Origin of the sequence: Caulobacter sp. D5 (assembly GCF_003185805.1) — a bacterium.
Lineage (GTDB): Bacteria > Pseudomonadota > Alphaproteobacteria > Caulobacterales > Caulobacteraceae > Caulobacter.
In genome coordinates this window covers 1-26,770 of record NZ_QHJY01000067.1, presented here as the reverse complement: position 1 = coordinate 26,770, position 26,770 = coordinate 1, and the positions used below count along the sequence as shown (strand labels likewise).

Annotated in this window: 30 protein-coding genes and 1 pseudogene; 11 read left to right on the top strand and 20 right to left on the bottom strand. The window is 68.8% G+C overall.

Going from position 1 to position 26,770, the window contains the following annotated elements:
- A pseudogene (locus DMC18_RS05455) lies at positions 1 to 215 on the bottom strand (hypothetical protein); the annotation flags it as partial.
- Between the two features lie 99 nt (positions 216 to 314).
- Between DMC18_RS05455 and DMC18_RS05450 the strand changes: the two are divergent.
- Together DMC18_RS05450 and DMC18_RS05445 are read left to right on the top strand one after the other, a co-directional pair.
- Complete coding sequence (locus DMC18_RS05450; protein WP_110121285.1) at positions 315 to 998, top strand: GntR family transcriptional regulator; 684 nt, start codon at positions 315 to 317, stop codon at positions 996 to 998.
- 40 nt (positions 999 to 1,038) lie between these two features.
- A complete protein-coding gene (locus DMC18_RS05445; RefSeq protein WP_110121286.1) occupies positions 1,039 to 1,491 on the top strand; it encodes a MaoC family dehydratase in 453 nt (150 codons plus the stop codon).
- A gap of 6 nt (positions 1,492 to 1,497) precedes the next feature.
- On the opposite strand, the gene DMC18_RS05440 is transcribed toward DMC18_RS05445, so the two are convergent.
- The 3 genes from DMC18_RS05440 to purL all read right to left on the bottom strand — a co-directional run bounded on the left by DMC18_RS05440 (position 1,498) and on the right by purL (position 4,870).
- On the bottom strand, positions 1,498 to 2,166 hold the full coding sequence (locus tag DMC18_RS05440) for a phytanoyl-CoA dioxygenase family protein (protein ID WP_110121287.1): 669 nt from the start codon (positions 2,164 to 2,166) through the stop codon (positions 1,498 to 1,500).
- A 112-nt stretch (positions 2,167 to 2,278) separates the two neighbouring features.
- The gene (locus DMC18_RS05435) at positions 2,279 to 2,629 is read right to left on the bottom strand and encodes a hypothetical protein (RefSeq protein WP_110121288.1); all 351 of its coding nucleotides are present in this window, start codon (positions 2,627 to 2,629) and stop codon (positions 2,279 to 2,281) included.
- Between the two features lie 33 nt (positions 2,630 to 2,662).
- A complete protein-coding gene (gene purL, locus DMC18_RS05430) occupies positions 2,663 to 4,870 on the bottom strand; it encodes a phosphoribosylformylglycinamidine synthase subunit PurL (protein WP_110121289.1) in 2,208 nt (735 codons plus the stop codon).
- Between the two features lie 68 nt (positions 4,871 to 4,938).
- Here purL and DMC18_RS05425 point away from each other — a divergent pair, with 68 nt between their 5' ends.
- The 3 genes from DMC18_RS05425 to DMC18_RS26510 all read left to right on the top strand — a co-directional run bounded on the left by DMC18_RS05425 (position 4,939) and on the right by DMC18_RS26510 (position 5,882).
- Positions 4,939 to 5,211, top strand: a complete 273-nt coding sequence (locus DMC18_RS05425; protein WP_110121290.1) for a type II toxin-antitoxin system VapB family antitoxin — start codon at positions 4,939 to 4,941, stop codon at positions 5,209 to 5,211.
- Positions 5,208 to 5,600: a type II toxin-antitoxin system VapC family toxin gene (locus tag DMC18_RS05420; protein ID WP_110121291.1), complete on the top strand. Its 393-nt coding sequence runs from the start codon at positions 5,208 to 5,210 to the stop codon at positions 5,598 to 5,600. Before DMC18_RS05425 ends, DMC18_RS05420 begins: the two co-directional genes overlap by 4 nt.
- A 135-nt stretch (positions 5,601 to 5,735) precedes the next feature.
- On the top strand, positions 5,736 to 5,882 hold the full coding sequence (locus tag DMC18_RS26510) for a hypothetical protein (protein WP_199228569.1): 147 nt from the start codon (positions 5,736 to 5,738) through the stop codon (positions 5,880 to 5,882).
- A gap of 86 nt (positions 5,883 to 5,968) precedes the next feature.
- On the opposite strand, the gene purQ is transcribed toward DMC18_RS26510, so the two are convergent.
- From purQ to DMC18_RS05375, 9 genes are all read right to left on the bottom strand, one after another.
- Positions 5,969 to 6,631, bottom strand: a complete 663-nt coding sequence (gene purQ / locus DMC18_RS05415; RefSeq protein ID WP_110121292.1) for a phosphoribosylformylglycinamidine synthase subunit PurQ — start codon at positions 6,629 to 6,631, stop codon at positions 5,969 to 5,971.
- Positions 6,632 to 6,687: 56 nt separating this feature from the next.
- Complete coding sequence (locus tag DMC18_RS05410; protein WP_110121293.1) at positions 6,688 to 7,173, bottom strand: DUF3291 domain-containing protein; 486 nt, start codon at positions 7,171 to 7,173, stop codon at positions 6,688 to 6,690.
- A 59-nt stretch (positions 7,174 to 7,232) separates the two neighbouring features.
- A complete protein-coding gene (locus DMC18_RS05405) occupies positions 7,233 to 7,808 on the bottom strand; it encodes an SCO family protein (RefSeq protein WP_110121294.1) in 576 nt (191 codons plus the stop codon).
- Complete coding sequence (locus DMC18_RS05400; protein WP_110132746.1) at positions 7,808 to 8,248, bottom strand: copper chaperone PCu(A)C; 441 nt, start codon at positions 8,246 to 8,248, stop codon at positions 7,808 to 7,810. Before DMC18_RS05400 ends, DMC18_RS05405 begins: the two co-directional genes overlap by 1 nt.
- Before the next feature lie 3 nt (positions 8,249 to 8,251).
- Positions 8,252 to 9,613 (bottom strand): PepSY domain-containing protein, encoded by a 1,362-nt coding sequence (locus tag DMC18_RS05395; protein ID WP_110121296.1) that lies wholly within the window; start codon positions 9,611 to 9,613, stop codon positions 8,252 to 8,254.
- Positions 9,614 to 9,615: 2 nt separating this feature from the next.
- Entirely contained in the window at positions 9,616 to 11,673 is a 2,058-nt protein-coding gene (locus tag DMC18_RS05390; protein WP_110121297.1) for a TonB-dependent receptor domain-containing protein, read from the bottom strand.
- A gap of 97 nt (positions 11,674 to 11,770) precedes the next feature.
- Positions 11,771 to 12,208 (bottom strand): DUF2946 family protein, encoded by a 438-nt coding sequence (locus tag DMC18_RS05385; RefSeq protein ID WP_110121299.1) that lies wholly within the window; start codon positions 12,206 to 12,208, stop codon positions 11,771 to 11,773.
- A 57-nt stretch (positions 12,209 to 12,265) separates the two neighbouring features.
- Positions 12,266 to 13,096 (bottom strand): endonuclease/exonuclease/phosphatase family protein, encoded by an 831-nt coding sequence (locus tag DMC18_RS05380; RefSeq protein WP_110132745.1) that lies wholly within the window; start codon positions 13,094 to 13,096, stop codon positions 12,266 to 12,268.
- Positions 13,096 to 13,851 carry a DeoR/GlpR family DNA-binding transcription regulator gene (locus tag DMC18_RS05375; protein WP_199232541.1) on the bottom strand — a complete coding sequence of 252 codons (756 nt, stop codon included), beginning with the start codon at positions 13,849 to 13,851 and terminating at the stop codon, positions 13,096 to 13,098. Before DMC18_RS05375 ends, DMC18_RS05380 begins: the two co-directional genes overlap by 1 nt.
- Positions 13,852 to 14,039: 188 nt before the next feature.
- Here DMC18_RS05375 and DMC18_RS05370 point away from each other — a divergent pair, with 188 nt between their 5' ends.
- Positions 14,040 to 16,832 (top strand): TonB-dependent receptor, encoded by a 2,793-nt coding sequence (locus DMC18_RS05370; RefSeq protein ID WP_110132744.1) that lies wholly within the window; start codon positions 14,040 to 14,042, stop codon positions 16,830 to 16,832.
- 145 nt (positions 16,833 to 16,977) lie between these two features.
- Positions 16,978 to 18,378: an alkaline phosphatase PhoX gene (locus DMC18_RS05365; RefSeq protein WP_110121477.1), complete on the top strand. Its 1,401-nt coding sequence runs from the start codon at positions 16,978 to 16,980 to the stop codon at positions 18,376 to 18,378.
- 227 nt (positions 18,379 to 18,605) lie between these two features.
- Here the strand turns inward: DMC18_RS05365 and purS are convergent, their stop codons facing one another.
- Entirely contained in the window at positions 18,606 to 18,845 is a 240-nt protein-coding gene (gene purS / locus DMC18_RS05360) for a phosphoribosylformylglycinamidine synthase subunit PurS (protein WP_110121476.1), read from the bottom strand.
- Between the two features lie 65 nt (positions 18,846 to 18,910).
- Positions 18,911 to 19,666 (bottom strand): phosphoribosylaminoimidazolesuccinocarboxamide synthase, encoded by a 756-nt coding sequence (gene purC / locus DMC18_RS05355; protein WP_110121475.1) that lies wholly within the window; start codon positions 19,664 to 19,666, stop codon positions 18,911 to 18,913.
- 389 nt (positions 19,667 to 20,055) lie between these two features.
- On the opposite strand from purC, the gene DMC18_RS05350 reads away from it, so the two are divergent.
- The 3 genes from DMC18_RS05350 to DMC18_RS05340 all read left to right on the top strand — a co-directional run bounded on the left by DMC18_RS05350 (position 20,056) and on the right by DMC18_RS05340 (position 21,581).
- On the top strand, positions 20,056 to 20,373 hold the full coding sequence (locus DMC18_RS05350; RefSeq protein WP_110121474.1) for a DUF1476 domain-containing protein: 318 nt from the start codon (positions 20,056 to 20,058) through the stop codon (positions 20,371 to 20,373).
- Positions 20,374 to 20,617: 244 nt separating this feature from the next.
- Entirely contained in the window at positions 20,618 to 21,040 is a 423-nt protein-coding gene (locus DMC18_RS05345; RefSeq protein WP_110121473.1) for a DUF1842 domain-containing protein, read from the top strand.
- 175 nt (positions 21,041 to 21,215) lie between these two features.
- The gene (locus DMC18_RS05340) at positions 21,216 to 21,581 is read left to right on the top strand and encodes a DUF1842 domain-containing protein (RefSeq protein ID WP_110121472.1); all 366 of its coding nucleotides are present in this window, start codon (positions 21,216 to 21,218) and stop codon (positions 21,579 to 21,581) included.
- A gap of 135 nt (positions 21,582 to 21,716) precedes the next feature.
- Here DMC18_RS05340 and DMC18_RS05335 read toward each other — a convergent pair whose 3' ends face one another.
- From DMC18_RS05335 to DMC18_RS05315, 5 genes are all read right to left on the bottom strand, one after another.
- The gene (locus DMC18_RS05335) at positions 21,717 to 22,226 is read right to left on the bottom strand and encodes a DNA-deoxyinosine glycosylase (RefSeq protein WP_110121471.1); all 510 of its coding nucleotides are present in this window, start codon (positions 22,224 to 22,226) and stop codon (positions 21,717 to 21,719) included.
- Positions 22,223 to 22,975, bottom strand: a complete 753-nt coding sequence (locus DMC18_RS05330; RefSeq protein WP_110121470.1) for a 2OG-Fe(II) oxygenase family protein — start codon at positions 22,973 to 22,975, stop codon at positions 22,223 to 22,225. The genes DMC18_RS05335 and DMC18_RS05330 overlap by 4 nt, the downstream gene beginning before the upstream one ends.
- A 5-nt stretch (positions 22,976 to 22,980) precedes the next feature.
- Complete coding sequence (gene purB, locus DMC18_RS05325) at positions 22,981 to 24,291, bottom strand: adenylosuccinate lyase (protein ID WP_110121469.1); 1,311 nt, start codon at positions 24,289 to 24,291, stop codon at positions 22,981 to 22,983.
- Between the two features lie 54 nt (positions 24,292 to 24,345).
- Positions 24,346 to 24,669, bottom strand: coding sequence for a hypothetical protein (locus tag DMC18_RS05320; RefSeq protein ID WP_110121468.1), 324 nt, complete (start codon positions 24,667 to 24,669; stop codon positions 24,346 to 24,348).
- A gap of 65 nt (positions 24,670 to 24,734) precedes the next feature.
- Complete coding sequence (locus DMC18_RS05315) at positions 24,735 to 26,225, bottom strand: MFS transporter (protein ID WP_110121467.1); 1,491 nt, start codon at positions 26,223 to 26,225, stop codon at positions 24,735 to 24,737.
- Positions 26,226 to 26,442: 217 nt separating this feature from the next.
- Here DMC18_RS05315 and DMC18_RS25910 point away from each other — a divergent pair, with 217 nt between their 5' ends.
- Complete coding sequence (locus tag DMC18_RS25910) at positions 26,443 to 26,610, top strand: hypothetical protein (RefSeq protein WP_158285865.1); 168 nt, start codon at positions 26,443 to 26,445, stop codon at positions 26,608 to 26,610.
- The last annotated feature ends 160 nt before the right edge of the window (positions 26,611 to 26,770 follow it).

Sequence of the window (26,770 nt, the reverse complement as noted above, 5' to 3'; positions counted from 1 at the left end):
TGTCCGGCCGCCTCGTGGGCCGCCACGGCCAGCACCGTCCCGTCCGCCGACAGCACCGCGCAGCCCACCGGCGGGTTGGGCGCGGTGGCGCCGACGAAGCGGTCGGCGGCGTCCAGCGCCAGCCGGAAGGCCGTCGCGATATGATCGGGGGAGGGGAAGGGGGCCGTCATCGGCCGCCTATAGATGACGGGATCGGCGGCTTTCCAAGCCAGCATCGCCGTTCGCGTCTCTTACATTTTAGACCCCGTCGGGAATGACGCTCGGGGCCTTTTGGCTTAACTGCGAAGCATGACCGACCGTCCGCCACCGCCGCGATGAAGGGGCCGCGCAACAGCGTCGAGCCGCACGGCGCCTGGTCGCCGGGGCTGCAGAAGGCGCGGCTGTACGAGCTGATCCTGCAGGACATCCTGCTGGGCGACCTCGCCCCCATGCAGGTGCTGGAGGAAAAGGCCCTGGCCGTGCGCTACGCCGGAGGCCTGGCCGGCGTGCGCGACGCGCTGGGGCGGCTGGCGATCGAGGGCCTGGTCGTGCGCCGTCCCCGCGTCGGCACCATCGTCGCGCCGCTGGACGTGGCCGAGATCGAGCACGCCTTTCAGGTGCGGCTGATGCTGGAGGCCAAGACCGCGGGCCTGGCCGCCCGCAACCATCGCCCGGCCGACCTGCCGGCGATCCTGACGGCCTTCGACGGGGCCGAAGAAGCGATCGCGGCGGGCGACTTCCGCGCCATGCTGGCCATGGATCTGGCCTTCCACCGCGCCGTCGCCTTCGCCACCCAGAACCCGACCCTGGCCCGCTTCGTCGTCAGCCTGCAGAACACCGCCACCCGCTTCTGGATCTGGCAGATGGAGAAGCAGGCGCCCGATGATCAGATGGTCGATGTCGCCCTGCACCGGCGGATGGCCGACGCCATCGCCGCCCGCGACGCCGTCCTCGCCGAGTCGATCTGCGCCCAACTGATCGGCCAACCGCCGAGCGCTTCTGAACCTGAAGGCCGGTAACGGTTTTGCGACGCGCCGCGACCCGTGCTAACGCCGCGTCATGATCGAACAACATCCCTCCGGCGGATACATCCTCGAAGAGCTCTTCGTCGGCATGACGGCCGAAAAGCTCGTGCCCGTCACCGAAGAGCGCATTCAGCTGTTCGCCGAGGCGTCGGACGACTTCAATCCCGTGCACGTCGACGAGGCCTTCGCCGCCAAGACCGCCTATCGCGGCCGCATCGCCCATGGCCTGCTGTCGGCCTCGTTCGGGTCGGCGGTGGTCGGCACCATCCTGCCGGGCGCGGGCGCGATCTATCTCAGCCAGACCCTGGCCTTCCACCGGCCCGTGCGCATCGGCGACGTGGTCACCGCCCGCATCACGGTCTCGGCCATCGACCAGGAAAGCGCGCGCGTGACCCTGACCTGCGCCGCCCTGGTCGGCGACGATGTCGTCATGGACGGCGAAGCCACCGTCCGCGTTCCGCGCCGCCGCCGTCCCGCCAAGGCCTAGAGGCCTCTAGGGAACGAACATCTCGCTGGTGTCCATGCGCACGGTGCGCACCGCGCGGCAGGCGTCTTCGCCGGCGCGGTGGCTCTCGTGCATGAAGCTCACCAGCAGGGAGCGCCGCCGCGCGCCCGAGCGGTTGAGGGTCGCGCCGTGCGGCAGGTCGGCGTCAAACACCAGGATGTCGCCCGCCTCGCCCGACAGCACCAGGGCATGGCTCTCGTCCAGCTGGCCGTCGTCGAGATGGCGCGACATCACCCGCGTCGCGCCGTTCTCGGGTCCATAGGGGTCGAGATAGACCATCGCCGAGACGGTCTTGAGGCCCGCGCCGTCGCGGTGCAGGGGCTGGTGGCCATTGTTCAGCAGCGGTTCGCGGCCCTCGACCTGGCTGAGGAAGAACGGGCCGGCGATCATCCGCGCGACGGCGCCCAGCAGGGCCGGGACGCGGCAGGCCTTCTGCACCGTCGGGTCGAGATCGACCAGGGCGTGGCGCCAGCCGAAGGCGCGGGGCGCGCCCCATTGTTCCGGCGGTCCGACGCCGGCGTCGAAGGCCGCGCGCATGGCCTCGCGCCAGGCCTCGGGCACGGCGCCGCGCAGCAGCAGATAGCCTTGGTGGTCGAGCAGAGCGGCCAGGTCCGCGTCCAGCGGAGCGACCTTGGTGGGCGCCAGCAGATCGGTCATCACGCTCCTGCGAAACTCGGCCGCGAGAAGATCGCGCGCGGTCGGGCTGGAGCGTAGCCGTCCGAATTTCCATTTGAAGTGGAAATAGACACCGATCCGAAGATCGGGTGTGTCAGTCGACGCAGATGGTCGCCGTCGCGCGGCCGTTCTCGACCTTGGCGTAGCAGCCGAACTGCACGTTGGAGCGGCGGCACTGGCCGGTGACCGGCTCGTCGCGGCTTTCCAGATTGCCTTCCAGGACGCAGCCGCCCTGGCATTGCGCGCCGCTGGTGCAGGCCTTGCCGGCGTCGGCGTAGGGCACGACGCAGGTTGGCAGGCCGCGGCGGCCGACGGTCTCGATCTGGCCGCCCCGGGCCGAGCAGGCCTCGACGCTGTCGCCTTGGGCGACGGGCCCCGGCGGCGGAGCCGTCGGGGCGCAGGCGGTCAGGCAGAGCAGGAGGGCGGCGATCAGCGGCAGGCGCATGGCGTTCCTTTGGTGATGGGCGAGGTTTTCACCTCACCCCATGAACGCCGGCAGCCAGGCTTCGTTCGCCTCGCGCAGCTTGGCCAGCGGGATCGAGAACAGGTCGGTCGAGGCGAAGGCCTCGCCGCCGGCCACGCCCGCGAGGTTGGCGTGCACGCCGGCTTCCTTGGCCGCTTCCAGCAGGGCGTCCGGATCGGGCGTCGCCACCAGGTAGCGGGCCTGGTCCTCGCCGAAGAGATACGGGTGGGCGTGGGCGTGGCTGGAGGCGTTCAGGGTGATCCCGACCTTGCTGGCCAGGGCTATGTCGGCCGCGGCGACCAGCAGGCCGCCGTCCGACAGGTCGTGGACGCCGGCCACCAGGCCCGAGCCGATCAGGCCGCGCACGAAGTCGCCGTTCTTGCGCTCGATCGCCAGGTCGACCGGCGGCGGGGCGCCGTCCTCGCGGCCCAGGATCTCGCGCAGATAGATCGAGGCGCCCAGTTCGCCGTGCGTCTCGCCGATCAGCACCAGGGTGTCGCCCTCGGCGACGTTGCCGAAGCCCGTGCGCAGGTCGAAGTCGGTCAGCAGGCCGACGGCGCCGACGGTCGGGGTCGGCGGAATGGCGACGCCGTTGGTCTCGTTGTAGAGGCTGACGTTGCCGCTCACGACCGGGAAGTCCAGCGCGCGGCAGGCCTCGGCCATGCCGTCGGTGGCGCGCACGATCTGGCCCATGGTCTCGGGCTTTTCGGGGCTGCCGAAGTTCAGGTTGTCGGTGATGGCGATCGGCAGCGAGCCGGCGGCCGTCAGGTTGCGCCAGGCTTCGGCGACGGCCTGCTTGCCGCCTTCGTACGGGTCGGCCTGGACGTAGCGCGGGGTGCAATCGCTGGTCACGGCCACGGCCTTGCCGGTGCCGTGGATGCGCACGATGCCGGCGTCGCAGCCGGTGGCGCTGTCTTCCAGGGTGTCGGCCATCACGTGACGGTCGTATTGCTCCCACAGCCAGCGCTTGGAGGCCATGTCGGGGCAGCCGATGACCTTCAGCACGGCCTCTTCCCAGTTCCCGGGGGCGGGCACGTGGCCGGGGTCGAGGCGGGCGTCCACCTTGGGCTCGGTCCACGGACGGTCATAGAGCGGCGCGTCGTCGAACAGCGGGGCCAGCGGCACGTCGCAGACCGTCTCGCCGTGGTGCTTGAGCACCAGGTGGCCGGTGTCGGTGGTGTAGCCGATGACGGCGGCGTCCAGGCCCCACTTCTCGAAGATGGCGTGGCCGTCCTGTTCGCGGCCGGGCTTCAGGACCGCCAGCATGCGCTCCTGGCTTTCCGACAGCATCATCTCGTAGGCCGACATGCCGGTCTCGCGCTGCGGGACCATGTCCATGTTCAGCTCGATGCCGACGCCGCCCTTGCCGGCCATCTCGACCGACGACGAGGTCAGGCCGGCCGCGCCCATGTCCTGGATGGCGGCGACGGCGCCGGTGGCCATCAGTTCGAGGGTGGCCTCGATCAGCAGCTTCTCGGCGAAGGGGTCGCCGACCTGCACGGTCGGGCGCTTCTCCTCGGAATCCTCCGAGAACTCGGCCGACGACATGGTCGCGCCGTGGATGCCGTCGCGGCCGGTCTTGGAGCCGAAATAGACGACCGCCAGGCCAGCGCCCGGGGCGGCCGAGTAGAAGATGCTGTCGGACTTGGCCAGGCCCACGCACATGGCGTTGACCAGGATGTTGCCGTTGTAGCCCTTGTGGAAGTTGGTCTCGCCGGCGACCGTGGGCACACCCACGCAGTTGCCGTAGCCGGCGATGCCGGCGACCACGCCGTCCACGAGGCGCTTGGTCTTGGCGTGGCCCGGCTCGCCGAAGCGCAGGGCGTTCAGCAGGGCGATGGGGCGCGCGCCCATGGTGAAGACGTCGCGCATGATGCCGCCCACGCCCGTCGCCGCGCCCTGGTAGGGTTCGATGTAGGACGGGTGATTGTGGCTCTCCATCTTGAAGATGATCGCGTCGCCGTCGTCGATGTCGATGACGCCGGCGTTCTCGCCGGGGCCGCAGATCACCCGCGGGCCGCTGATCGGGAACTTCTTCAGCTGGTTCTTCGACGACTTGTACGAGCAGTGCTCGGACCACATCACCGAAAACACCCCCAGCTCGACGAGGTTGGGCTCGCGGCCCAGGCGGTCGAGGACGACCGCGTACTCCTCGGGCTTCAGACCGAATTCGGCGGCCGTATCGGCCATGGACTTGGCGGGGGCGGTGGAGGGTGCGCTCATGGGCGCGCCTTCTAGCGCGGCTGGGGGGATTCCGCTATATTTCTGGTGACCAGAAAGGCGCTTCTCGCATGGGTGTCGAGATCAGTCGGGGCGAGATCGAGCGTTTGGCCCGCGAACTTTCCGAGATTACTGGGGAAAGCCCGGACGAGGCTGTACGCCGGGCGCTCGCCGAGAAAATCGATCGGTTGGCGCGTCCCGCGCTCGGTTCTCAGGCCTACGAAGAACGGAAGACGGCTTTCTTCGCGCGGCTCGATGCGCGTCCTCGAACCGCCGATCCCAGGCCGTGGAAGCAGATCGAAGATGAAGAGCTCTATGACGAGCGGGGGCAGCCGATCGGATGATCGTTGACACCTCGGCGCTGGCGGCGATCCTGCTGAAGGAGCCCGAGGCGGGGGCCTTCTACGATGCGATCATGTCCGTCACGGCGCCTAGGCTGTCGGCGGCGTCGTTCGTCGAACTCGTCGAGGTCTATGCGAAGAAGATCGCGATCGATGATCTGCTGGATGTTCTGCATGCGGATTTGGCCGTGTTGGGATTGGTCATCGAACCGGTGACGGCCGAGCAGGCCACCATTGCCGCGGTTGCAAGGCTACGCTTTGGCAAGGGGCGTCATCCCGCCCGCCTGAACTATGGCGACAGCTTCTCCTACGCTCTGGCCAAGTCGCTGAACGCGCCGCTGCTCTACAAGGGCGACGACTTCGCCCATACCGACATCCGCTCCGCGCTCTGACGCATGGCGCGAAAACATCTGCGAAAACATTAGCTAAGCAGGAACTAAGGCAGCTCCGCCGGAGGAACGCGGCGAGTCCTCGGTCCGTTTTCTGTCTCGTGCGCAGCCAGCGCGCGGACCGAAGAGGAGAAGCCCATGGGCGACCAAAACCGCAATCCGCAGCAACAGCAGCAGAACCCGCAGCGACAGGCCCCGGGCCAGCAGCAACAGCAGCGCCAGAACGAACAGGGCCGCAACCCGGGCGGCCAGAACAATCAGCCGGATCGCGACCGCGAACGCTGATCTAGAGCGTTAGCAGCGCTCCATCGGAGGAAGGGCCGGCGTTCGCTCCGCCGGCCCTTTTTGGTGGGCGGCGAGCAGTCGCAGCTTCAGGCGCTCTGGAAGACGCTGCGGAACAGGATCGCGCCGTCTTCCGAGCCGAGGTCGGCGTCGAACGAGCGGTCGGGGTGGGGCATCAGGCCCAGGACGTTGCCGCCGGCGTTGACGATGCCGGCGATGTCGCGGGCCGAGCCGTTGGGGTTTTCCTTGTAGCGGAACACCACCTGGCCTTCGCCCTCGATGCGGTCGAGGGTTTCCTCGTCGGCGAAGAAGTTGCCCTCGCCATTGCCGACGGTCATCACCGCGTCGCGCTGCTCGCCGAAGGCGGCGGTGAAGCGGGTCTGGCCGTTGACGATGTCGAGATCGACCGGCTTGCAGATGTACTTCAGCTTGGCGTTGCGCAGCAGGGCGCCAGGCAGCAGGCCGACTTCGGTCAGCACCTGGAAGCCGTTGCAGATGCCCACGACGGCCACGCCCTTGTTGGCGGCCGAGACCACCTCGCGCATCACCGGGCTTTGGGCGGCCATGGCCCCGCAGCGCAGGTAGTCGCCATAGGAGAAGCCGCCGGGCAGGACGATCAGGTCCAGGTCGTCCGGCAGGGCCGTCTCCTGGTGCCAGACCATCTCGACGCGAGCGCCGGTGGAGCGTTCGACGGCGACCTTGCAGTCACGATCGCAGTTGGAACCCGGGAAGACGACGACGGCGGCTTTCATGGCGCGGGCCTGTAGCACCGTTCGGATCGAATGTCAGGCGCCGGAAGGCCGAAACGTCACGCGCATTCGTCGAGGACGGGTTCGACGTCTTCGCCGGCCGGGGCGGGAAAGGGCTGGCGGAAGGTGAAGGCCGCGGGCGTCGGGCCGTGGGCGGCCAGCAGGGCGAGCTTCTCCAGCGCCTCTTCGAGCGTCGGGCGATGGCCCTCCGGAACCCACCACAGCGCCAGGTGCGGACCTTCGCTGGGTTCGAACCACTCACGCCGCCGCCGCATGATCTCCACATGGGCCGAGCGATAGACATAGGCCCCCAGCGCGGGGATATCGGTCCAGGTCGACAGGTTGGGGATCATCAGCGGATCGCCGCCGACGGCCAGGTCGGTGGCGTTGTTGCCGTCGCCCTTCAGCCGCCAGACGAAGCCCGGCGAGGCCTCGGCCAGCTGGTTGATGCGGTCCAGGTTGTCGACGAAGTCCCTGATCGCCGGATCGTCGATCGGCGCCCGCAGGCGGCCGATATTGACCTCAGCCAATTCGAAGGCGGCCATGACGTCCTCCCGTCTTGTTCCAAGCGCAGGTAGGAAGCCTTGGCCGCCGCCGGAAGGGTTCAGCTTCCTAGCAGCCTGCGCAGCTGGCCCTCCGCCCGGTCGGGCGGCGACTGGTAGGCGATCGGCTCGACGAAGCCGCCCTTGGCGTCGAACAGGTAGATCGCCGAGGAGTGGTCGATCGTGTATTCGCCGCCCTCCTGCGGGACCTTCTTGTAATAGACGCGATAGGCCTTGGCGGTCTTGGCGATCTCGTCTGGCGTTCCGGTGAAGCCCTGGATGCGGTGGTCGAAGTTCGACAGGTAGAGCTTCAGCTGGGCGGGGGTGTCGCGCTCCGGATCGACCGAGACGAACACCACGTTCAGCTTGTCGGCGTCGGGACCCAGGGCCTTCAGCCAGGCGGTCATGTCGGCCATGGTCGTCGGGCACACCTCGGGGCAGTAGGTGAAGCCGAAGAAGATCGCCGTCGGCTTGCCCAGCAGGCCCTTCTCGGTGACCGGCTTGCCCTTGGTGTCCACGAGGTTGAACGGCCCGCCGATCTGGATCGTCGAGCGCGGGGCCTGCGCCGGGTCCTTCTGGCCGCAGGAGGCGAGGGGCAGGGCGGCGGCGAGCGCGGCCGCCAGGAACAGCGCGCGCATCAACGCTTCACCACGGCGCGGACCGGGGCCTGCACCGTCACCGGCGGGGCCTTGGCGAACTTCAGGGTCAGGGGAACCTTGGCCCCGGCCGTCAGGGCGATCTTCGGGCCGATGATCATCAGGTGTTCGGCCCCCGGCTTCAGTGCCACCGCCTTGCCGGCCGGCAGGGCGATGCCGTCGGCCAGCTTGCGCATGCGCATGACGCCGCCGTCCATCGACATGGTGTGGATCTCGCCGCGCTTGGCGGCGGGGGTCTCGACGGCGACCAGGCGGTCGTCGGCGCCGGCGGTCAGGGTCACGTAGCAGCCGCCGGCCATGGCCCCGGCCGGGGCGGCGCGGCACCAGGCGTCGGCGACGGTCACTTTCGGAGCGGGCGGCGCGGCCAGGGCGGGGCTCGCCAGGACGGCGAAGGCGAGGGGAAGAAGAGCGAAGGCTTTCATCGGTCAGGCTCCGAGACGCGGCGCGGGGGGAAGTCGCCGCAGGACGAGGTCGAGGATCAGCGCCGCCGCCAGCGTGGCGCCGACGAGCGGATAGAGAACGGCCAGCGGCAGCACGACCGCCAGAAGGCCCAGATAGGCGCCAGGGCGGGCCGGCGGAACGGGGGCGGCCAGGCGATCTTTCGGTCGCCGCTTCCACCACATCACCACGGCCGAGACGCCCAGCAGCCAGACGGCGATGCAGCCGGCCAGCATGACCAGCTTGTTGGCGAGGCCGAATTCCTGGCCCTGGTGCACGGCGATGCCCCATTCGATGACCTTGGCCGCCGGTCCGAAGTCGCGGTAGCCGAGGTCGGCCAGCACCCGGCCGTCGCCGCCGTCGAGATAGACGGCGCGGGTCGCCTCCACCTTGTCGGGCATGTAGGCGGCGGTCCAGGTTCCGCCATGGCCCTTGGGCAGGGTCAGGGTGAAGCCCCGGGTCAGGCCGGCGGCGCGGGCCTTGGCGACGATCGTATCGACGTCGAGGCTGGCGTGATGGGCCATGGAGACGGGCGCGGCGTGGGTCTGCAGCGCCCAGGGGACGCCTTCAGCGGGAGCGCTTGGGGCAGGCGCGCTTGGAGCGGGCGCGCCGGCGTGGTGCCCCTCGGCCACCGGCGGCTTGGGGCGGCCCCAGCCGGCCTGCGTGGTGATCTGGCGGACTTCCTTGCCCCAGAAGGCCGACCACGGCATGCCGGTGGCCGCCAGGAACACGATCACCAGCCCCGCGAAGGCGCCGGTCACCGCGTGCAGGTCGCGCCAGAACAGGCGCCTGGCCGGACGGCTGCGCACCGTCACCACCCCGCCGCCCTGGCCGCGCGGCCACCACAGGAAGACCCCGGTGGCCACCAGCACGATGGTCCAGCCGGCGACGACCTCGACCAGCAGGTTCGCGATCGGCCCGGCGATGTCGAGGCTGTGCAGCCGCTTGACCAGGCCCATCAGGCCGCCGTGCGCGGTGACGCCCAGGGCCTGGCCGGTGTGGGGATCGACATAGGCCGTGCGCGGGCCTTCGTCGGTGTCGACCTCCAGCTGGACCGAGCGGTCGCCCCGCGCCGGCACGACCAGCCGCCGGACCTTGCCGCCCGAGGTCAGTTCGGCGTTGGCGATCCAGGTCGCGACCGGCGTCGTCGCGGGGCCGTCGGCGACCACCACCAGCGGCCGGTGGATGATCGCCGTCAGCTCGTCCTTGAAGAGATACAGCCCGCCGGTCAGGGCCAGCAGCATCAGCACCGGCAGCACCAGCAGGCCGGCGTAGAAGTGCCAGCGCCAGAAGGCGCGGTAGACCTCGCCGGCCGCCCCCGTCGCCGGTGTCGGTTCGATCGTGGCCATGCTCAGAACGCCACCGTCACGCCGCCATAGACCGATCGGCCGTCGCCGGGCCACAGCACCGCGCTCGAGGCGGTCCAGACCGTGGCGGCCTGGGTGTTGGACACATAGGCCTTGTCGGTCAGGTTCCGGGCGTCGAGGAACAGCGAGACCTTGTCGGTCGCCTTCCAGCCGGCGTTGAGGTTGAGGATCGCGTAGGCCGGCGCGGCCTTGGTGTTCTTGTAGTCGATCCACTGGTCGCTGGCCGACCACTCGACCGACGGGGCCACGAACCAGCCGCCCCGGCCGTCGTAGCGCACCTCGGCGCGATAGAAGTGCTCGGGCACGATCGGCAGGCGGTTGTCGCCGTACTGGCCGTCGCCGTCGAAGCGGAAGTCCGACCAGGTCCAGGTCTGGCGAATGCGCCAGCGCGGAGCCACCGCCCAGTCCAGCGCCGCCTCGATCCCCTGGTGGATGGTCTTGTCGGCGTTGAAGGTGGTGGCCGGGATCGTGCTGCTGACCGTGTACTGCAGCATCTCGTGCTTCAGGTTCGCGCGATAGACGGTCAGGTCGTAGGTCAGCGGGCCGCGATGGCCGCGGGTCCCGACCTCGCCGGTCCAGGCCTCCTGCGCCTGCACCGGGGTGAAGCCGGCGTTGGTCGGGCTCATCGAACTGAAGTTCGGCGGTTCGACCGAGCGGGTGAGGTTGGCGAACACCTGGTCGCCGGCCGAGTTCTGCCACAGCAGGCCGACGCGCGGCGAGAACCAGTCATAGGTCTTGTCGGCCGTCAGGTTGAAGGTCGTCGACACGCCCGGCACGGCGAAGCTGACATAGTCGCGCTCGGCCCGGCCCCAGCTGGCGCCGCCGACCACGGCCAGCTGCTCGGTTACGAACAGGCGGCCCTCGCCGAACAGGTCCATGGCCTTGGCGTTCTGCTGGGTGCGCGAGGTCGGCGCGCCTCGGGCCCCGCGATTGTTGACGTAGAAGTTGGAGTCCATGTCGCCCTGGCGCCACCAGGCGCCGAAGAAGGCGTCGGCGCGCAGGCCGCCCAGCTGGCCATCCCAGTCGAAGCGGCCGAAGGCGCCGTAGTTGCGGCTCTGCTGGTCGATGACCTGGAAGATCGGGTGGTCGAGGTCCTTCCACACCGCATAGACCGCGCCTTCGAACACCAGCTGCTCGTTCAGCCGCCAGGAGGTGCGCAGCGAGCCGCGCAGGCCGCGCTGGTTGCGGCCCTGGTCGGCGGCGGCGCTGGCGGCGGCGGTCTGGCGCGGATTGGCCTCGAACTGGGCCAGGGTCAGGGCGCCGGGGATCTCCTGATTGACGTTCGAGCCGTTGAGGATGAACCGCACCTCGCGGTCCTCGCCGAACGATCGCCCGACGTTCAGGCTGCCGAACTGGATGTTCTGCTGGCTTTGCGAGCGCCAGCCCTGAGCGGTCTGGTTGGTGGCGGCGGCGTAGACGTCCCAGTCGCCCGATTGGCGGGCCAGGGCGACGTGCTCGCGGATCAGGCCGTAGGAGCCGCCGTCGATGCGCACTTGGTTCGCAAAGCCCGCGTCCTTGCCCGTGGGGGTGACCATGTTGATCGCCCCGCCCAGCAAGGCGCCGCCGAAGCGCAGGGCGTTGCCGCCGCGATAGACCTCGGCGTAGCGGGTGTTGAGCGGATCGGCGACCTGACTGTCGCCATAGCCGTCGGCCTCGTTCAGCGGCACGCCGTCCTGGGCCAGCAGCAGGCCGCGATTGTGGCTGGCGTTGCCGATCCCCGAACCGCGGATCGAGATGCGGATGTCGCCGCCCCACTTGCGCTGGGCGTAGACCCCGGGGGCGTCGCGCAGCACGTCGTCCAGCGCCAGAGACTGGCGGGAAGCGAAGGATTCCTGGGAGATCACCGACACCGCGCCCGGCGTTTCCGACAGGCGCCGGCGGGCGGCGGCGACCACGGCCGGCTCCTCGGGATTGGGACGGGCGGTGACGATGACCGATGAGACGTCGGTGTCCGCGTCGGCTGGAGCGGGGGCGGCGTCGGCGGCGAAGGCGGCAGGCGCGACGGCGAGCATGGCGACAGACGCCAGCAGGAGAGACTTCATGGTGGTTTGTTCGTCCTTCGGCCGCGCACGGCGACCGTGATGATCTGCGCGCGTCGCCATGGACGCGCGGGCGTTCAGCCGGCCGAGGGCGGCCGGATCAGATCAGCAGGGACGGAGGGCCGGTGGCCGGCGGCGGCGGGGCGGCGAGACCCCTGCCGGGAGCGACGGTGCGGGCGAGCGCCGAGGGTGCTTCGGTTTCGATGGCGACCAGCGTCTCGGCGGCGAGAGCGACCTCGACCGGCGGCGCGGCCGGGCCCTGGGCCGCGAACGGGCAGGGGCCGTCGTGATGCTGCTGCTTGCCGTCGTTCTGGTCGTGCCGCTGGTCGCTCTGGTGGGTGTCCAACAGCGCGCCGGGCGAGACGGTCTTGGCGCCGTCGGCGGTGCAGAGCACCAGGGCGAAGGGCAGGCCGTTGCGAGGCTCGGCGCCCGGCATGAAGCCCGCCGGGATCAGCACCTTGAGCACGATCGCCAGCACCGCGAGCGCCATGAAGGCGTCGCGCGCAAGCCATCTCGCAAGGGTGGTCGGGCGGGTCACGGCCCAGTCATAGCCCAAAGATCCTGGGTTGTCCTCCCAAGGGGGCTGTGCGGAGCGTCAGTGTGCGACCAGGTCGGCGACGATCGGGAAGTGGTCGGAGATCACCTTTCCCGAAGCGGTGTCGGTCAGGGTGGCGAAGCTGCGCACCTTCAGCCGGCGGTCGGCGAAGACGAAGTCGATCGGCGGTGCGGGCGGCGGGCTGGGGGAGAAGTCGTTGAACGTGCCTTCAGGTCCCGAAACCGTCGGGCTGGCGGCGCGGGCGTCGACATAGGGCGCGTCCGGCGCGGTCAGCAGACGGTGGGGGGCTTCGGCGGGGCTGCTGTTGAAGTCGCCCAGGGTCACCAGCAGCGCGCCGGGCCAGGCCGGCAGGTCGCGGATCTGGGCCGCGCAGCGCTCGCGGGCGATCGGGCCGCGGTGGTCGAGATGGGCGTTGCGCACGTCCAGCAGCGCGCCGCTCCTGCGGTCGCGCAGCACGAGGCGGGTGAAGGTGCGCGGCAGGGCGGCGTCATAGGCCTTGCCCGGAACGTCCGGGGTCGGCGAGCACCACTGGGTCTGGGCCGCCACCTTCTCGAAGCGGTCGGCGCGCCAGAACACCGTCGTGGTCTCGCCGGCCGTCGCCCCGTCGTCGCGGCCGACGCCGTAGTGGTCGTAGCCGGGCAGGGCGCGCGCCAGGTCGCCGACCATCGGCGGCAGCGCCTCCTGCACGCCCAGCACGTCGGGCGCGACGCGGCGGATCTGCTCGCCCATCGGCCCGCGCCGGGCGCGCCAGTCGGGAACGTCGTCGGGATTGTCGTAGCGGATGTTGTAGCTCATAATCCGCAGCTCCCCCGCCTGCGCGGCGGCGGGCGCAAGGACCAGCAGCAGGGCGGCGAGACCCAGAGCGCGCATTACGCCACCACCACGGTCGAACCGGCGAACATCGCCGCATAGGCTTCGTCGAGCGCCTGGTCGGTGACCAGGATGTCGACATCGTCGGCGGTGGCGGTGCGGATCAGACCCAGGCGGCCGAACTTGGTGTGGTCGGCGGCCAGCAGCACGCGGTCGGCGCAGCCATAGGCGATGCGGCTCATGGCGGCCTCGCGGGCGTGGCGGTCCATCAGGCCGTGGTCGGCGTGGATAGCGCTGACGGTCAGTATGGCCAGGTGCGGGGTGAACTGGGCCAGATAGGCCTGGGCCGCGTGGTCGGAAAAGGCCTTGTAGTCGTAGTCCAGCTCGCCGCCGGCAAGGAACAGGGTGTTGCCGTTGCGGCCGCCCAGGGTCTGGGCCACGGTCAGCGAGTTGGTGATCACGGTCAGGTCGCGGCGCACGCCGGCCAGCACCCTGGCCACGAAGCAGGCGGTGGTGCCGGCGTCGATGAAGATGGTGTCGCCGTCGCCGACGAAGCGGGCGGCCGCTTCGGCGATGCGGGTCTTCTCGGCGACGTTCTCCTGCAGGCGGCGGTCGAACGGTCCCTCGGCCGTGGCGGCGGCCAGACGCACAGAACCGTGGGTCCACAGCACCGAGCCCTGGGCTTCCAGCACCCGCAGCTCGCGGCGGATGGTCTCCTCGGAGACCTCCAGTTCGTGGGCGATCTGGGCCAGGGCCCGGCTCTCGCCCGGACGCAGCCGGCTCAGGATCTCGCGCTGGCGGTCTTCGCGTTTCAAGCCCGGCTTCCTTCGATGCGATGGCTGAGAGGGATTATGTTGGGTTCGTGGGATTTGTGCGAGATAAATGTGAGATTGATGTGTCTGAACTTTGCATTTTGTGAATTTTCCGCAGAATCGTCACAGAATCTTGTTGTGGCCCCCGTACTAGGCCCCCCGTCGCCCGATGCGACGTCGAGAGGGGCCTCATGCAACGTTTCAACCTTTCGCGCCTTGCCGCGCCGCGCCGCTTCAAGCGCGCCCTGCTGGCCAGCGCCGTCCTGGGCGCGGCCGTGGCCGCCGGCGCCCAGGCGCAAGCCGCCGAGACCGCCGCCGCCGATCCCACCGAGATCGACTCGGTGGTCATCGTCGCCAACCGCAACGACGCCGCCCAGGCCCAACTGAAGGCCGCCACGGCCGTCTCGGTGCTGTCGGCCGAGGACCTGGAGCACACGGCCGTGCACAACGTGGCCGAGGCCCTGGGCATGATGCCCAGCGTCAACGTCATGAACACCGGCTCGTCGTTCTTCGGCGGCATCGACGGCGCCTCGCGCGGCGAGGGCATGTTCGTCTCGATCCGCGGGCTGAACGCCGAGTTCAACGTCAACATGATCAACGGCGTCACCGTGGCCCAGGGCATGCCCTACAGCCGCCAGGTGCAGCTGAGCCTGCTGCCGCCCTCGGGTCTGCACACCATCGTGCTCAACAAGACCTCGACCGCAGACATGGACGGCGACGCCATCGGCGGCACGGTCGACTTCCGCACGCCCTCGGCCTTCGACTTCCGTGACGACTTCAACGGCTCGATCACCGCCTCGGGCCGCATCGAGAGCCGCGCCCGCGACTACGGCGACGAAGGCCTGGGCGGCGGCCTGTCGGCCGAGTGGGCCCATCGCTTTGGTCCCGAGCAGAGCTTCGGCGTCTACGCCAGCGCGTTCTATGACAAGCGCAGCTACGCCAACAGCGAGATGGCCGGCGTGATGGCCGCCACCAACGACGGCGGCTGGGGCTACCTGGTCAAGGACGCGGCGGGCAACAGCTATCCGGGCCTGGATCCCGAGAAGAACATCACCCAGACCGGCCTGAACGTCGGCGTCTCCAACGGCTACACCGAGCGCTGGGGCGGCAACTTCACGCTGGAATGGCGTCCGGACGACACGCTGAAGGCCTATCTGCGCGGTTCCTACGCCTTCGCCAAGACCGAGCAGAACTCCACGCTCAGCCAGTTCGTCAGCGCCAGCAAGAGCTACAAGGAAACCGTCGCCGGCAGCGGCCGCTACAATCTCAGCGTCGACGCGATCTCGACCCGCGTCTGGTACGAGACCAACCCCGAAGAGGCCGACCTTGGCACGGTGCAGCTGGGCTTCGACAAGACCCTGGGCGCCTGGACCCTGTCGCCTCAGGTCTTCTACAGCGAGGGCGATAACGACCGTCCCGACCACATCGAGGCCTCGGTCCGCATCAATCAGAGCGACAATTACAACAGCGGCTCCAACCTGGCCTATGGTGGCCTGTCGATGGGCTATTCCGACAACCTGCCCCAGCCGCTGTTCACCCAGGCCATCTACGACACCCTCAACAACGCCAACACCGCGCTGCTGGCGCGCCGCGCCGGCCAGCTGACCGAGCAATACAGCGGCCAGGAGAAGTACGGCTTCAAGTTCGACGCCAAGCGGGTGTTCGAGGGCGGGGCGCTGCAGTGGATCAAGCTGGGCGGCAAGTACGTCGACAGCCACCGCCGGGTGACCAACCGCGACTGGACCAACGACCACTTCGCCAACCTGCTGGGCCAGGCCGGCGTCACCTGGGCGAGCCTGGGCATCGCCACCGGCTATTACGACCAGGTGTTCCCGGGCGAGTACACCTGGCGGGTGCCGAAGGTGAACCACCAGGCGCTGGTCGACTACTTCTACAAGTACAAGACGGCCGCCAGCTTCGACACCTGCGGGTCGAACTTCGTCAACAACATGAACTGCAACACCCAGAAGGGCGACGAGGCGGTGGCCTCGGTCTACGCCATGGCCAACTACCGCTTCGGCGACGTCGAGGTGGTTCCGGGCTTGCGCTACGAGCACACCAAGATCGACAACACCTACTGGGTGATCCCGACCACCAGCGCCGGCGAGCAGACCGGTTCGTGGGGCTTCAACAGCACCGAGTACAACGAGGTGCTGCCCAGCGTGTTCGTCACCTGGCGGCCCAGCGACGCCAGCGTCTATCGCGGCTCGGTGTGGACGTCCTACACCCGTCCGGCCTTCGTCCAGCTGGCCGGCGGCGAGCGGCGGCAGGTGGGCGATGACGGCAACGTCACCATCACCCGGGGCAATCCCGACCTGAAGCCGATCCGCGCCATCAACCTCGACCTGTCGGGCGAATGGAGCAGCGGCAAGGGCGGCTACGCCATGGTCGGCGCCTTCTACAAGCGCCTGTCGGACTACATGTACGACAACGGCTCCAGCTCGGTGAACTCCGACACCTACACCGAGGGCAAGACCACCATCAGCCAGCCGACCAACGGCGGCGACGGCGACGTCTACGGCCTGGAACTGCAGCTGCGCCAGAAGTTCACCGAACTGCCGGGCCTGCTCAGCGGCCTTGGCGCGGGCGTCAACGTCACCCGGCAATGGACCAGCGTCGACCTGGGCGACGGGATCGACAACCGCATCCAGAACGCCCCCGACTGGCTGGCCGACGCCCAGCTGTTCTACCAGCGCGGCGGCCTGAGCGTGGACCTGATCTACCACTACACCGGCGCGTACCTCGCCTCGTACGACGTGCTCGACCAGGCTGGCCAGTGGGACAACCTGTGGGTCCGTCCGCTGCGCAGCGTCGACCTGCACGTCGGCTACGCCTTCGACAACGGCTTCAAGGTCGACCTGTCGGTGGCCAACCTGCTGAAGGACTACAGCTACTGGTCGCACATCGGCGAGCACAGCCTGGCCCTGTCGGACGTGGTCGACTCCGGCCGCACGACCCTGCTGACCTTCAAGAAGACCTTCTAGCGACGAGACCTTCCAGGCGTCGCCGTTCCCCAGACGCCTGGAACCAGGCCCGCCGGACCCCCGGCGGGCCGATCCCCGCGCCGTCGCGGCGGCGTCATCGAAACATGAAAGATAGTCCGTTCGCGGACTCGACGAGGTGGTTCCCATGGCTCTTTCCCGCAGGCTCTTCCTCGGCGCGGCCGCCACCAGTCTGGCCTTCTCCGGCTTTTCCGCGCGCGCCCAGGACGAGGCGCCGGAGCTGGAGACCTATCTCAACGAGGTCGAGGGCTACGGCCCGCTGATCCCCGATCCCAAGGGCATGCTCGACCTGCCCAAGGGCTTCCGCTACCGCGTCATCGCCCAGGTCGGCGAGACCATGAGCGACGGCCTGCTGGTGCCGGGCAAGGGCGACGGCATGGGCTGCTTCGGCGTCGACGCCGACCGGGTGCTGCTGGTGCGCAACCACGAGCTTTCGGTCACCGACCACGACTACGGTCCCTACGGCCTGGGCATGCGCTACGTCGACAAGGTGGACCGTTCGAAGGTCTGGGACTTCCACAACGGCGACCTGCCGCTGGCCGGCGGCACGACCACCCAGCTCTACAATCTGCGGACCGGCCAGACCGAGCGCCAGCATCTGAGTCTCGCCGGCACGATCATCAACTGCTGCGGCGGCGTCACGCCCTGGGGCTCGTGGCTGAGCTGCGAGGAGACGACGCTCGACGCCGGCCTCGAGGTCGGCAAGAGCCACGGCTACGTCTTCGAGGTGCCCAGCGCCCATCTCGGCCTGGTCGAGCCGGTCGCCCTGACGGCCATGGGCCGCTTCCAGCACGAGGCCGCCTGCATCGATCCGCGCACCGGCGTGGTCTACATGACCGAGGACGTGGCCGACGGCCTGTTCTACCGCTTCCTGCCCAACGACCGCAGGAACCTGGCGGCCGGCGGGCGCTTGCAGGCCCTGGGTCTCGTGGAAGCCCCGGAAGGCGGCGACACCCGCAACCAGGTCGAGAAATCGTTCGCGCCGCGCAGCTGGAAGACCGTGCGCTGGATCGACCTGGACGGCGTCGACAACCCGCACGACGACATCCGCCGCCGCGGCCACAAGGCCGGCGCGGCGATCTTCTGCCGGGGCGAGGGCCTCTATTTCGGTCACGGCGAGCTCTATTTCGCCTGCACCTCGGGCGGGCCGATCGGAGCGGGCCAGCTGTTCCGCTACGTGCCCAGCGCCCTCGAGGGCCAGGCCGGCGAGGCCGACCAGCCGGGCCGCCTGCAGCTCTTCGTGGAAAGCGGCAACGGCCGCGTGCTCGACTACGCCGACAACCTGGTGGTCGCCCCCTGGGGCCACGTCATCGTCTGCGAGGACCGCTATTCGGAAACCCTGCGCAACCACCTGCGCGGCGTGACGCCGGAGGGCAAGGTCTACACGCTGGGCCGCAACGTCTTCCCGGGCAATTCCGAACTGGCCGGCGCCTGCTTCTCGCCCGACGGGACCACGCTGTTCGTCAACATCCAGAACCCGGGGATCACGGTGGCGATCTCGGGGCCGTGGGCTTCGGCGAAGGTTTAGAGCGTAGAGGCCTTGAAGTCTTTGGCGATCGCCTTCCTGGGCCTCGTGCCCAGGATCCATCGTTCAGCCGCTCAGGTCTGCGCAGGACGGTAAAGGTCTGAGCCGTCGCCGGCATGGACCCTCGCCACAAGGGCGAGGGAGGCGGCTGCAGGGGCGATGTCTTGAAGAAAAAAGGGGCGGCTGGATCAGCCGCCCCTTTCCAATTGCATTCGCTTAAGGCCCAGGCCTCAGGCGATGTCGATGCGGTAGCTTTCGATGACCGTGTTGGCCAGCAGCTTCTCGCACATGGCCTTGACCTCGGTCTTGGCGGCCTCGGCGTCGGTCGCATCGAGGTCGAACTCGATGACGCGGCCGACGCGGGCGTCCTTCACCGACGGCCAGCCCAGGCCATGCAGGGCGTTCTCGACGGCCTTGCCCTGGACGTCGAGCACGCCGGGCTTCAGGAACACGTGGACAGTGGCTTTCAACGCAAAATCTCCCCAGCAGCGCGCGGCGCCGCGACGCCTCCCGTCAGGGAGGCGTCCTGACTGACTTAGTGCACGCCGCCTTGGATGACGGTGGGCATTTCCTTCATGATGCCGAGGCGGCGGGCCACTTCGGTATAGCTCTCGATGACGTTGCCGAGGTCGCGACGGAAGCGATCCTTGTCCAGCTTCTCGTTGGTGGCGGCGTCCCACAGGCGGCAGCTGTCGGGGCTGATCTCGTCGGCCAGGATGATCCGCGAGAAGTCGCCCTCGTAGATGCGGCCGAATTCGATCTTGAAGTCCACCAGCGTGATGCCGACGCCGCTGAACAGGCCCGACAGGTAGTCGTTCACCCGCAGGGCCATGGCCATCATGTCGTCGATCTCCTGGGTGGCGGCCCAGTTGAACGCGGTGATGTGCTCTTCCGACACCATCGGGTCGTTGAGCTTGTCTTCCTTGTAGTAGAACTCGATGATCGAGCGCGGCAGCGGCTGACCTTCGGTCAGGCCCAGGCGCGTGGCGATCGAGCCGGCGGCGATGTTGCGCACGACGACTTCCAGCGGAATGATCTCGACTTCCTTGATCAGCTGCTCGCGCAGGTTCAGCCGGCGGATGAAGTGGTTCTGTACGCCGATCGAATTCAGGCGAGTCATGACGTACTCGCTGATCCGGTTGTTGATGACGCCCTTGCCTTCGAGCTGGGCCTTCTTCTCGCCGTTGAAGGCGGTGGCGTCGTCCTTGAAGTACTGGATCAGGGTGCCGGGCTCGGGGCCCTCGTACAGGATCTTGGCCTTGCCTTCGTAGATCTTCTTGCGACGGGTCATGGCTCTCGTCGAGGCCCTTCCTGCGAATAAGCGCGCCGCCCTAGCCCGGTAAGGACTCCTGGAGAAACGAAAAGCGCGCGCGGCGGATAGCTGCGCGCGGCGTTCGACTCAAGGCCGCTCACTGAAAAATGTCTGTTGGAACCTACTCGAAGGCGGCCTTTGGCGCAAACGTGGCCTGCCATCGTGGTAAACCTTCGCCCTGCGGCGTCGCGGGCGATTGCCCCCCGCCTCGCCACGGGATATGGAGCCGCCACAAGAACCACTTCGCCTCGCGGACACCCTATGTTCGCACGGGACGAAACCGATCTACTCTCTTACACTGGATCGCCGCTCTACCGCCCTGGGTTGCAACCCATCGGCGGAGGCGTTTCGGAAAACTTGGGGCTTTCATGACGACCTTCGACGACCGCGAGCAGGCTTTCGAACGCAAGTTCGCGAACGACCAGGAGCTGGAGTTCAAGGCCACCGCCCGCCGCAACCGCCTGGTCGGCGAATGGGCCGCTGGCCTGATGGGCCTCGCCACGGTCGAGGAATACGCCCGCGCCGTGGTGAAGTCCGACTTCGAACAGCCGGGCGACGACGACGTGGTCCGCAAGGTCTTCGAAGACCTGAAGGGCTCGGGCGTGGCCGTGTCCGAAGGCGAAGTCCGCATGAAGATGGCCGAACTGCTGGCCTTCGCCCGCGAGCAGATCCGCTCGGGCGAATAAGCCGCGCCGCCTTCCGGGGCGAAAAACCCCGGGGCGAAAAAACGAAGAGGCCCGGCCCGGTTCGCACCGGCCGGGCCTTTTCTCTTGTCCGATATCTCGGTTCTGTGAAAACGGACACCTCAAGGTTGTCAAAAAACTGAAATCGTCTTCAGGCTTTATCGGGCGGCGATCTCGCCCATGAGGCGCATCGTCGAAAGACGGGGCGGCGACCAAGCGACCGTCCCGCTAACCCGGAGGACGACACATGGCTGACGACGTCGGCAACCTGCACTCCCAAACCACCGAAATCAGCCCGGTCGGGCTCTATCTGGTCAAGCTCGTGGTCGGTAACGTCGGCACGCCCGGCGCTCCGATCGTCAGCCTGGCCCTGACCGTCGACGCGCCCTCGGGCCATGTCAGCGGCATCGCCGAGATCAACCAGGCGATCATCGGCGGCCAGCACCGCTTCCCGGTGCAGGGCAACATCTACCACACGGGCTTCGGCCAGGATCAGCTGCTGGTCGCGCTGCACGGCCAGTTCGTGGCCAGCGTGCCGCCGCCCGCCATCGGCGCGTTCCTGGTGCAGTTCCGCGCCGGCCTCGTGGTCGACAAGAGCTGGAACGGCCACGGCGGCTTCGACTACCTCAACACCCACGTCGACAACGTGCCGGTGAAGAACGTCGGCTGAGGTCGGCCTGACGCGATGAGACGAGGCCCGGTCCGGCGATGCGCCGGCCGGGCCTTTTCTATTCGTGGACCGACGTTGTGCGAAATCGCACGGCGCACCCGGCGGCGCGGCCATAGGTTCGCGGCCGAACGTCGTGGCGGGGCAGGAGCCGCCGCACGCGTTCGGGGGAAACGAAATGGCGGACGACGTCGAAGTGTGCGGCGAAGCGGCGGTTGCAGTTCAACTGGTCGTCGGGCGGCTGGGCATGCCCGGCGCGCCGATCCTGCGGCTGGAACTGCAGATCGACGGGGCCGGCGTCAACGGCGTGGCCGAGATCAATCAGGCGGTGATCGGCGGCCGGCATCGGTTCGAGGTCTCGGGCGAGGTCGGCCAGGCCGAGCAGGGCCGGCAGATCGCGCTGAGCGGCCAGTTCACGCCCGCCGGCCAGCCGCCGGCCGACTTCACCGCCGTGCTGTCGGTCGATGACGACTGGAGCGGGACGGGACGGTTCGACTACCTCCAGACCCACGTCCAGAACGTGCCGGTGAAGGCCGAGGGGTAAAAATCCTCCCCCTCTGGGGAGGTGGCCCGGAGGGCCGGAGGGGGGGCGTTTTCAGCTTCCGCCGAGGCGGCCGGTTTCATTGCCGCTTCCCCCTCCGTCGGCTTCGCCGACACCTCCCCCTTCAGGGGGAGGGTCCTAGAGCCACGCCCTCAGCCCCAGCCAGGCCTCGCGCTTGGCCTCGAACCCCATCGCCGCATAGGCCGGGCTCGACGAGGGCAGGGGGACCAGGGCCAGGCCCGATCCGGCCAGCAAGCGCTCGCCAGCCTTGGCCGCCGTGCCGCCGTTGAAGGCTATGGCCCGCAGGCGGGGCAGGCTGGCCACCAGGTCCAGTAGGTCGTTGTTGGCGGCGTCCTTGATCGCGGCGTCCAGGCTGCCGGGGCGCAGGGCTTCCGCATGGACGTCCCACAGGCCCACGCCCGCCGCCAGCAGGACCGCCAGGCGCTCGTCATAGGGCAGGGAAGCGAGGTCGCGGTCGATCGCCGCGCCGACCAGCCGCCAGAAGCCGTTGCGGGGATGGCCGTAGTACTGCGCGGCCGCCAGCGAGGCGTCGCCGGGCAGGCTGCCCAGCACCAGCAGGCGCACATCGGGATCGACGACCGGCGGGAAGCCGCGCTTGCGTTCGCCGGGGGAGGGCGCTTGCGTCACCCCGCCCGCGGCGCGCCCGACGGCGGGCTGTCCTTCAGCCAGCCGGTCACCATCAGCCGCGACGCGCCGGCATAGGGCGCGACGGGGGCCACCGAGTGCTGCCGGGGCACCTTGAAGATGGTCATGACGTTGAAGGCCGGGGCGAAGCCGCGCTCGATGTCGCCCTCGGCGTCGTGGAACAGGAGCTGGCCGCCCCAGTCGCTGCGCCATTCGCGCGTCAGGCTGATGGTGTAGGCCGCCCGCCGGTCGCCCTCGCCGGTGTCGTCGTGGCGGGTGAGAAAGTCGCCCGGCCGGTAGAGCGTCGCCTGGGCGTCGAGCTTGGTGATGCCGGTCTCGCCGATCACCGCCGCCCCGAAGGCGATCATCTCGGGGCTGTTGAGGAAGTCGGTCAGGTCGTGGATCGGGTGACCCTTGTCGCGCCCGTTCAGATAGGCGCTGATCATCGGATAGCCGAGATAGACATAGGCGAAGCCGTTGCGGGCCCGCAGGGTGGCGGCCTTCAGCTTCTCGCCGACCCCGGCCGAGCCCAGCCTCTGGATCGTCGCCCGGTCCAGCACCTCGGCCTTGCCGGTCTCGGTGGAGCAGATGACGTCCCAGTTCATGCCCTGCTCGAGCATGCGCGCCAGGACGTCGGCCGTGGCCGGCTCGAAGATCCCCGGGATCCGCACCACGCCGTCGCGAGCATAGGCGGCCGCGAAGGCCGCCGGATCCAGCGCCGGGTTCAGACGAAGGATCGGCGGCTCGCTCAAAGGGTTCAGGCCTGTTCGCCGAAGACGCGCTTGAAGATCACGTCGACGTTCTTGGTGTGGTAGCCGAAGTCGAACAGCTCCTCGAGTTCGGCGTCGGTCAGGGCCTTGGAGACCACCGGGTCGGCCTTGAGGAAGTCGAGGAAGCGGCCTTCGCCGCGCCACACCTTCATGGCGTTGCCCTGCACGGCGGCATAGGCGTCTTCGCGCGACACGTCCTTGTGCGTCAGGGCCAGCATGACCCGCTGCGAGAACACCAGGCCCCCGAGCTTGTCGAGGTTCTTGGCCATGTTGTCGGGATAGATGTTGAAGCGCTCGATCACGCCGGCCAGGCGGCGCAGGGCGAAGTCGAGGTGGATGGTGGCGTCCGGGCCGATGCCGCGCTCGACCGACGAGTGGCTGATGTCGCGCTCGTGCCAGAGGGCGACGTTCTCCATCGCCGGCACCACGGCCGAGCGGACCAGGCGGGCCAGACCCGTCAGGTTCTCGGTCAGGATGGGGTTGCGCTTGTGCGGCATGGCCGACGAGCCCTTCTGGCCCGGATCGAACGGCTCTTCGGCTTCGAGGACTTCCGTGCGCTGCAGGTGGCGGATCTCGGTGGCCAGGCGCTCGATCGACGAGGCCACGACGCCCAGGGCGGCGAAGTAGGCGGCGTGACGGTCGCGCGGGATGACCTGGGTCGAGACCGGCTCGACCGCCAGGCCCATCTTGTCGGCCACGTGCTGTTCGACGCGCGGATCGACATTGGCGAAGGTGCCGACGGCGCCCGAGATCGCGCAGGTGGCGATCTCGAACTTGGCCATCGCCAGGCGCTCCTTGGCGCGCTGGAACTCGGCGTAGTAGCCGGCCAGCTTCAGGCCGAAGGTGATCGGCTCGGCATGGATGCCGTGGCTGCGGCCGACGCAGACGGTCATCTTGTGCTCGAGGGCGCGGCGCTTGAGGGCGGCGAGAACGAGATCGACGCCGTCCAGCAGCAGGTCGGTGGCGCGCGACAGCTGCACGGCGAAGCAGGTGTCCAGCACGTCCGAGCTGGTCATGCCCTGGTGCAGGAAGCGGGCCTCGGGGCCGACGATTTCCGACACGTGGGTCAGGAAGGCGATGACGTCATGCTTGGTGACGCGCTCGATCTCGTCGATGCGGTCGCTGTCCCAGACCGCGTCGCGGCCCTTTTCCCAGATCGTCTCGGCGGCGAGCTTGGGGATGACCCCCAGTTCGGCCATGGCGTCGGCGGCATGGGCCTCGATCTCGAACCAGATCTTGTACTTGGTCTGGCTGGACCAGATGGCGGCGGCTTCGGGGCGGGCGTAGCGGCTGATCATGGGGCCGGGGTTTCGTCGCGTGGGGCCGCGGAGTCAAGGGAAGCGGGTTATTACTTAGGCCAGCTCGCCGGGGCGCCGGCGCTTCCCGGGCTCCTCCAGCCCCGGCCAGTTGAAGGCCAGGCCGATGACGAGGGCGAAGGTCAGCAGTCCGGAGACGCCGTGCACGCTCTCGACGGCCAGCCGCACCGCGTTCTGGGTCGGGGTCATGCGCACGGTCCGTCGGTGTCCCTCGATCTTGATCTTGCGTTCGATCACGCCGGCCGTCCCGGCCGGAGGCTGGTCTTCATAGATCAGGGTGTCGGTCACGCCCAGGGTCATCCAGCTGACGAGCAGAGCGGCGACGGCGAGGCCCAGCAGGCGCAGGTAGCGTTGGAGCATGGGCCAACCTTAGCGATATGGCCGGCGGAATGGAACGCGCCACGCCCGCCGGCCTCAACGCCGTCTTACCCCCGCGACTTCATGTGTTTGACCATGCCGATCGCCGCCAGGGCGTAGTGCACGCCGGCCCAGGCGTAGAAGCACAGGGTGACGATGATCCCCTGCTGGGTGGCGCGGGCCATGGCCGCGCCGCAGGCCTTGGCGGCCTCGACGCCCGCGCCCTTGGGAGCGATCCCGCCGGGGCAGGCGTTCGCGAAGTCGATCGGGCCGGCCGAGAACATGCCGCCGAGCGCGCCGAAGATGCCGCCGGCCTGCGGATGGTTGAAGTGGAAGCCGGCCAGGTGGTCGATCAGCCAGCCGGTGAACACCGGGCCGCCGCCCAGGGCGATCAGGTTGAGGAAGAAGAACAGCAGGGCCGTGGCCGTGGCCCGCCGGCGCGGCTCCACCGAGTTCTGCACCACCCCGAAGGTCGGGGCCAGGTAGGTGTAGTGGAAGATGCCGGGGACCAGCAGGATCAGCGCCATCGTCTTCCAGTCGGGCTGCAGGTAGGCGACGATGTAGATCGGGGTGGCGACCAGCAGGCCGATGGCCGGAACCAGGGCGTACCACTTGGCGCTCCTCCTGCCCGCCCAGTCGGTCAGGAAGCCGCCGACCAGGGTGCCGATGCCGGCCGAGAAGCCGGCGATCAGGCCGACGATCAGGCCGACCTGCGCCAGGTTCAGCCCGAAGCCGCGCACCAGATAGGGCGGCAGGAACGCGCCCGAACCATAGGAGCCGAAAGAGGCCAGGGTGACGCCCAGCATCATGTGCAGGACGGGCCACTTGCCGAACAGCACGGCCATCACCGCGCCCAGTTCCCGGAACTCGCCGGCCAGGGAGAAGGGCGGCTTGGCCGGCTCCACCACGACGTCTTCGGCTTCGAGCGGCCGTTCCTTGATCTCCGAATGGCCGCGCGGCGGCTCCTTGACGATCAGCTTGACCAGCAGGGCCAGTAGGATGCCCGGCAGGCCGACGATGACGAAGGCCACCCGCCAGCTGAAGGTCTGGGCCAGCCAGCCGCCCAGGATGGCGCCGAACATCGTGCCCAGCGGAATGCCGAACGAATAGATCGACAGGGCCGAGGCCCGGCTCTTGGGCTCGTAATAGTCGCTGATCAGCGAGTGGCTGGGCGGCGAGCAGCCGGCCTCGCCGACGCCCACCCCGAAACGGTAGAGCGCCAGCTGGGCGAAGCTGGCCGCGCTGCCGCAAAGCGCCGTGAAGCCCGACCAGATGACCAGCGAGAGCGAGATGATCGACACCCGGTTCCAGCGCTCCGCCAGGCGGGCGATCGGAATACCGAGGATGGTGTAGAGCAGGGCGAAATAGAGCCCGCCCAGGAGGCCCAGCTGGGTGTCGGAGAGGTGCAGGTCGACCTTGATGGCCTGGCCGATGGTGGCGATGATCGTGCGGTCGATGAAGTTGAAGGTGTAGGTCGCCAGCAGCAGGGCCAGCACCGAGGCCTTGTAGCCCTTGGAATAGAGCGGCGCCTCGCCGCTCGGCGCACGCGCCTGGCCCATACTGACTCTCTCCCTTCAAACGTTTGTTCTATTTGCGAGGACTGTGACCCAAGGGCAGGGCGAGCGCCACCCTCTTTTCGAAGCTTGGGAATGGTGGCGGCTTTGCGGCGCGGGGATGAACCCCAGACAACGAACGGGGGCGGGGATGTTCAGGAAGGCGAGCGCCTACTCGGGTCACACAAGGCCGCTCGAACGGCCGCCGCGTCGGAGGTCTCCCATGCAAGCCGCCCCCCGCCCGATCCGTCAGGAAACGCCCGCCCCCTCGGCCCAGGTCATCTCCCTGGCCGAGTTCAACCACGCCCGTTCGATGCGGGCCCTGGAGCGCTGGGACACGAGCGTTCCCGCCGACCGTTACCCCTTCGCCTACGCCTTCCCGAGGTCCTGAACGTCCTTCTCCCCTTGCGGGAGAAGGTGGCCTGCGAAGCAGGTCGGATGAGGGGTTTCTCAGATGGGAGCCGCTCCGCCCGGCCGGACCGCCGCACGCAGCTTTGAGTTCTGAGAGACCCCTCACCCGACCTCCCTCCGGGAGGCCACCCTCTCCCGCA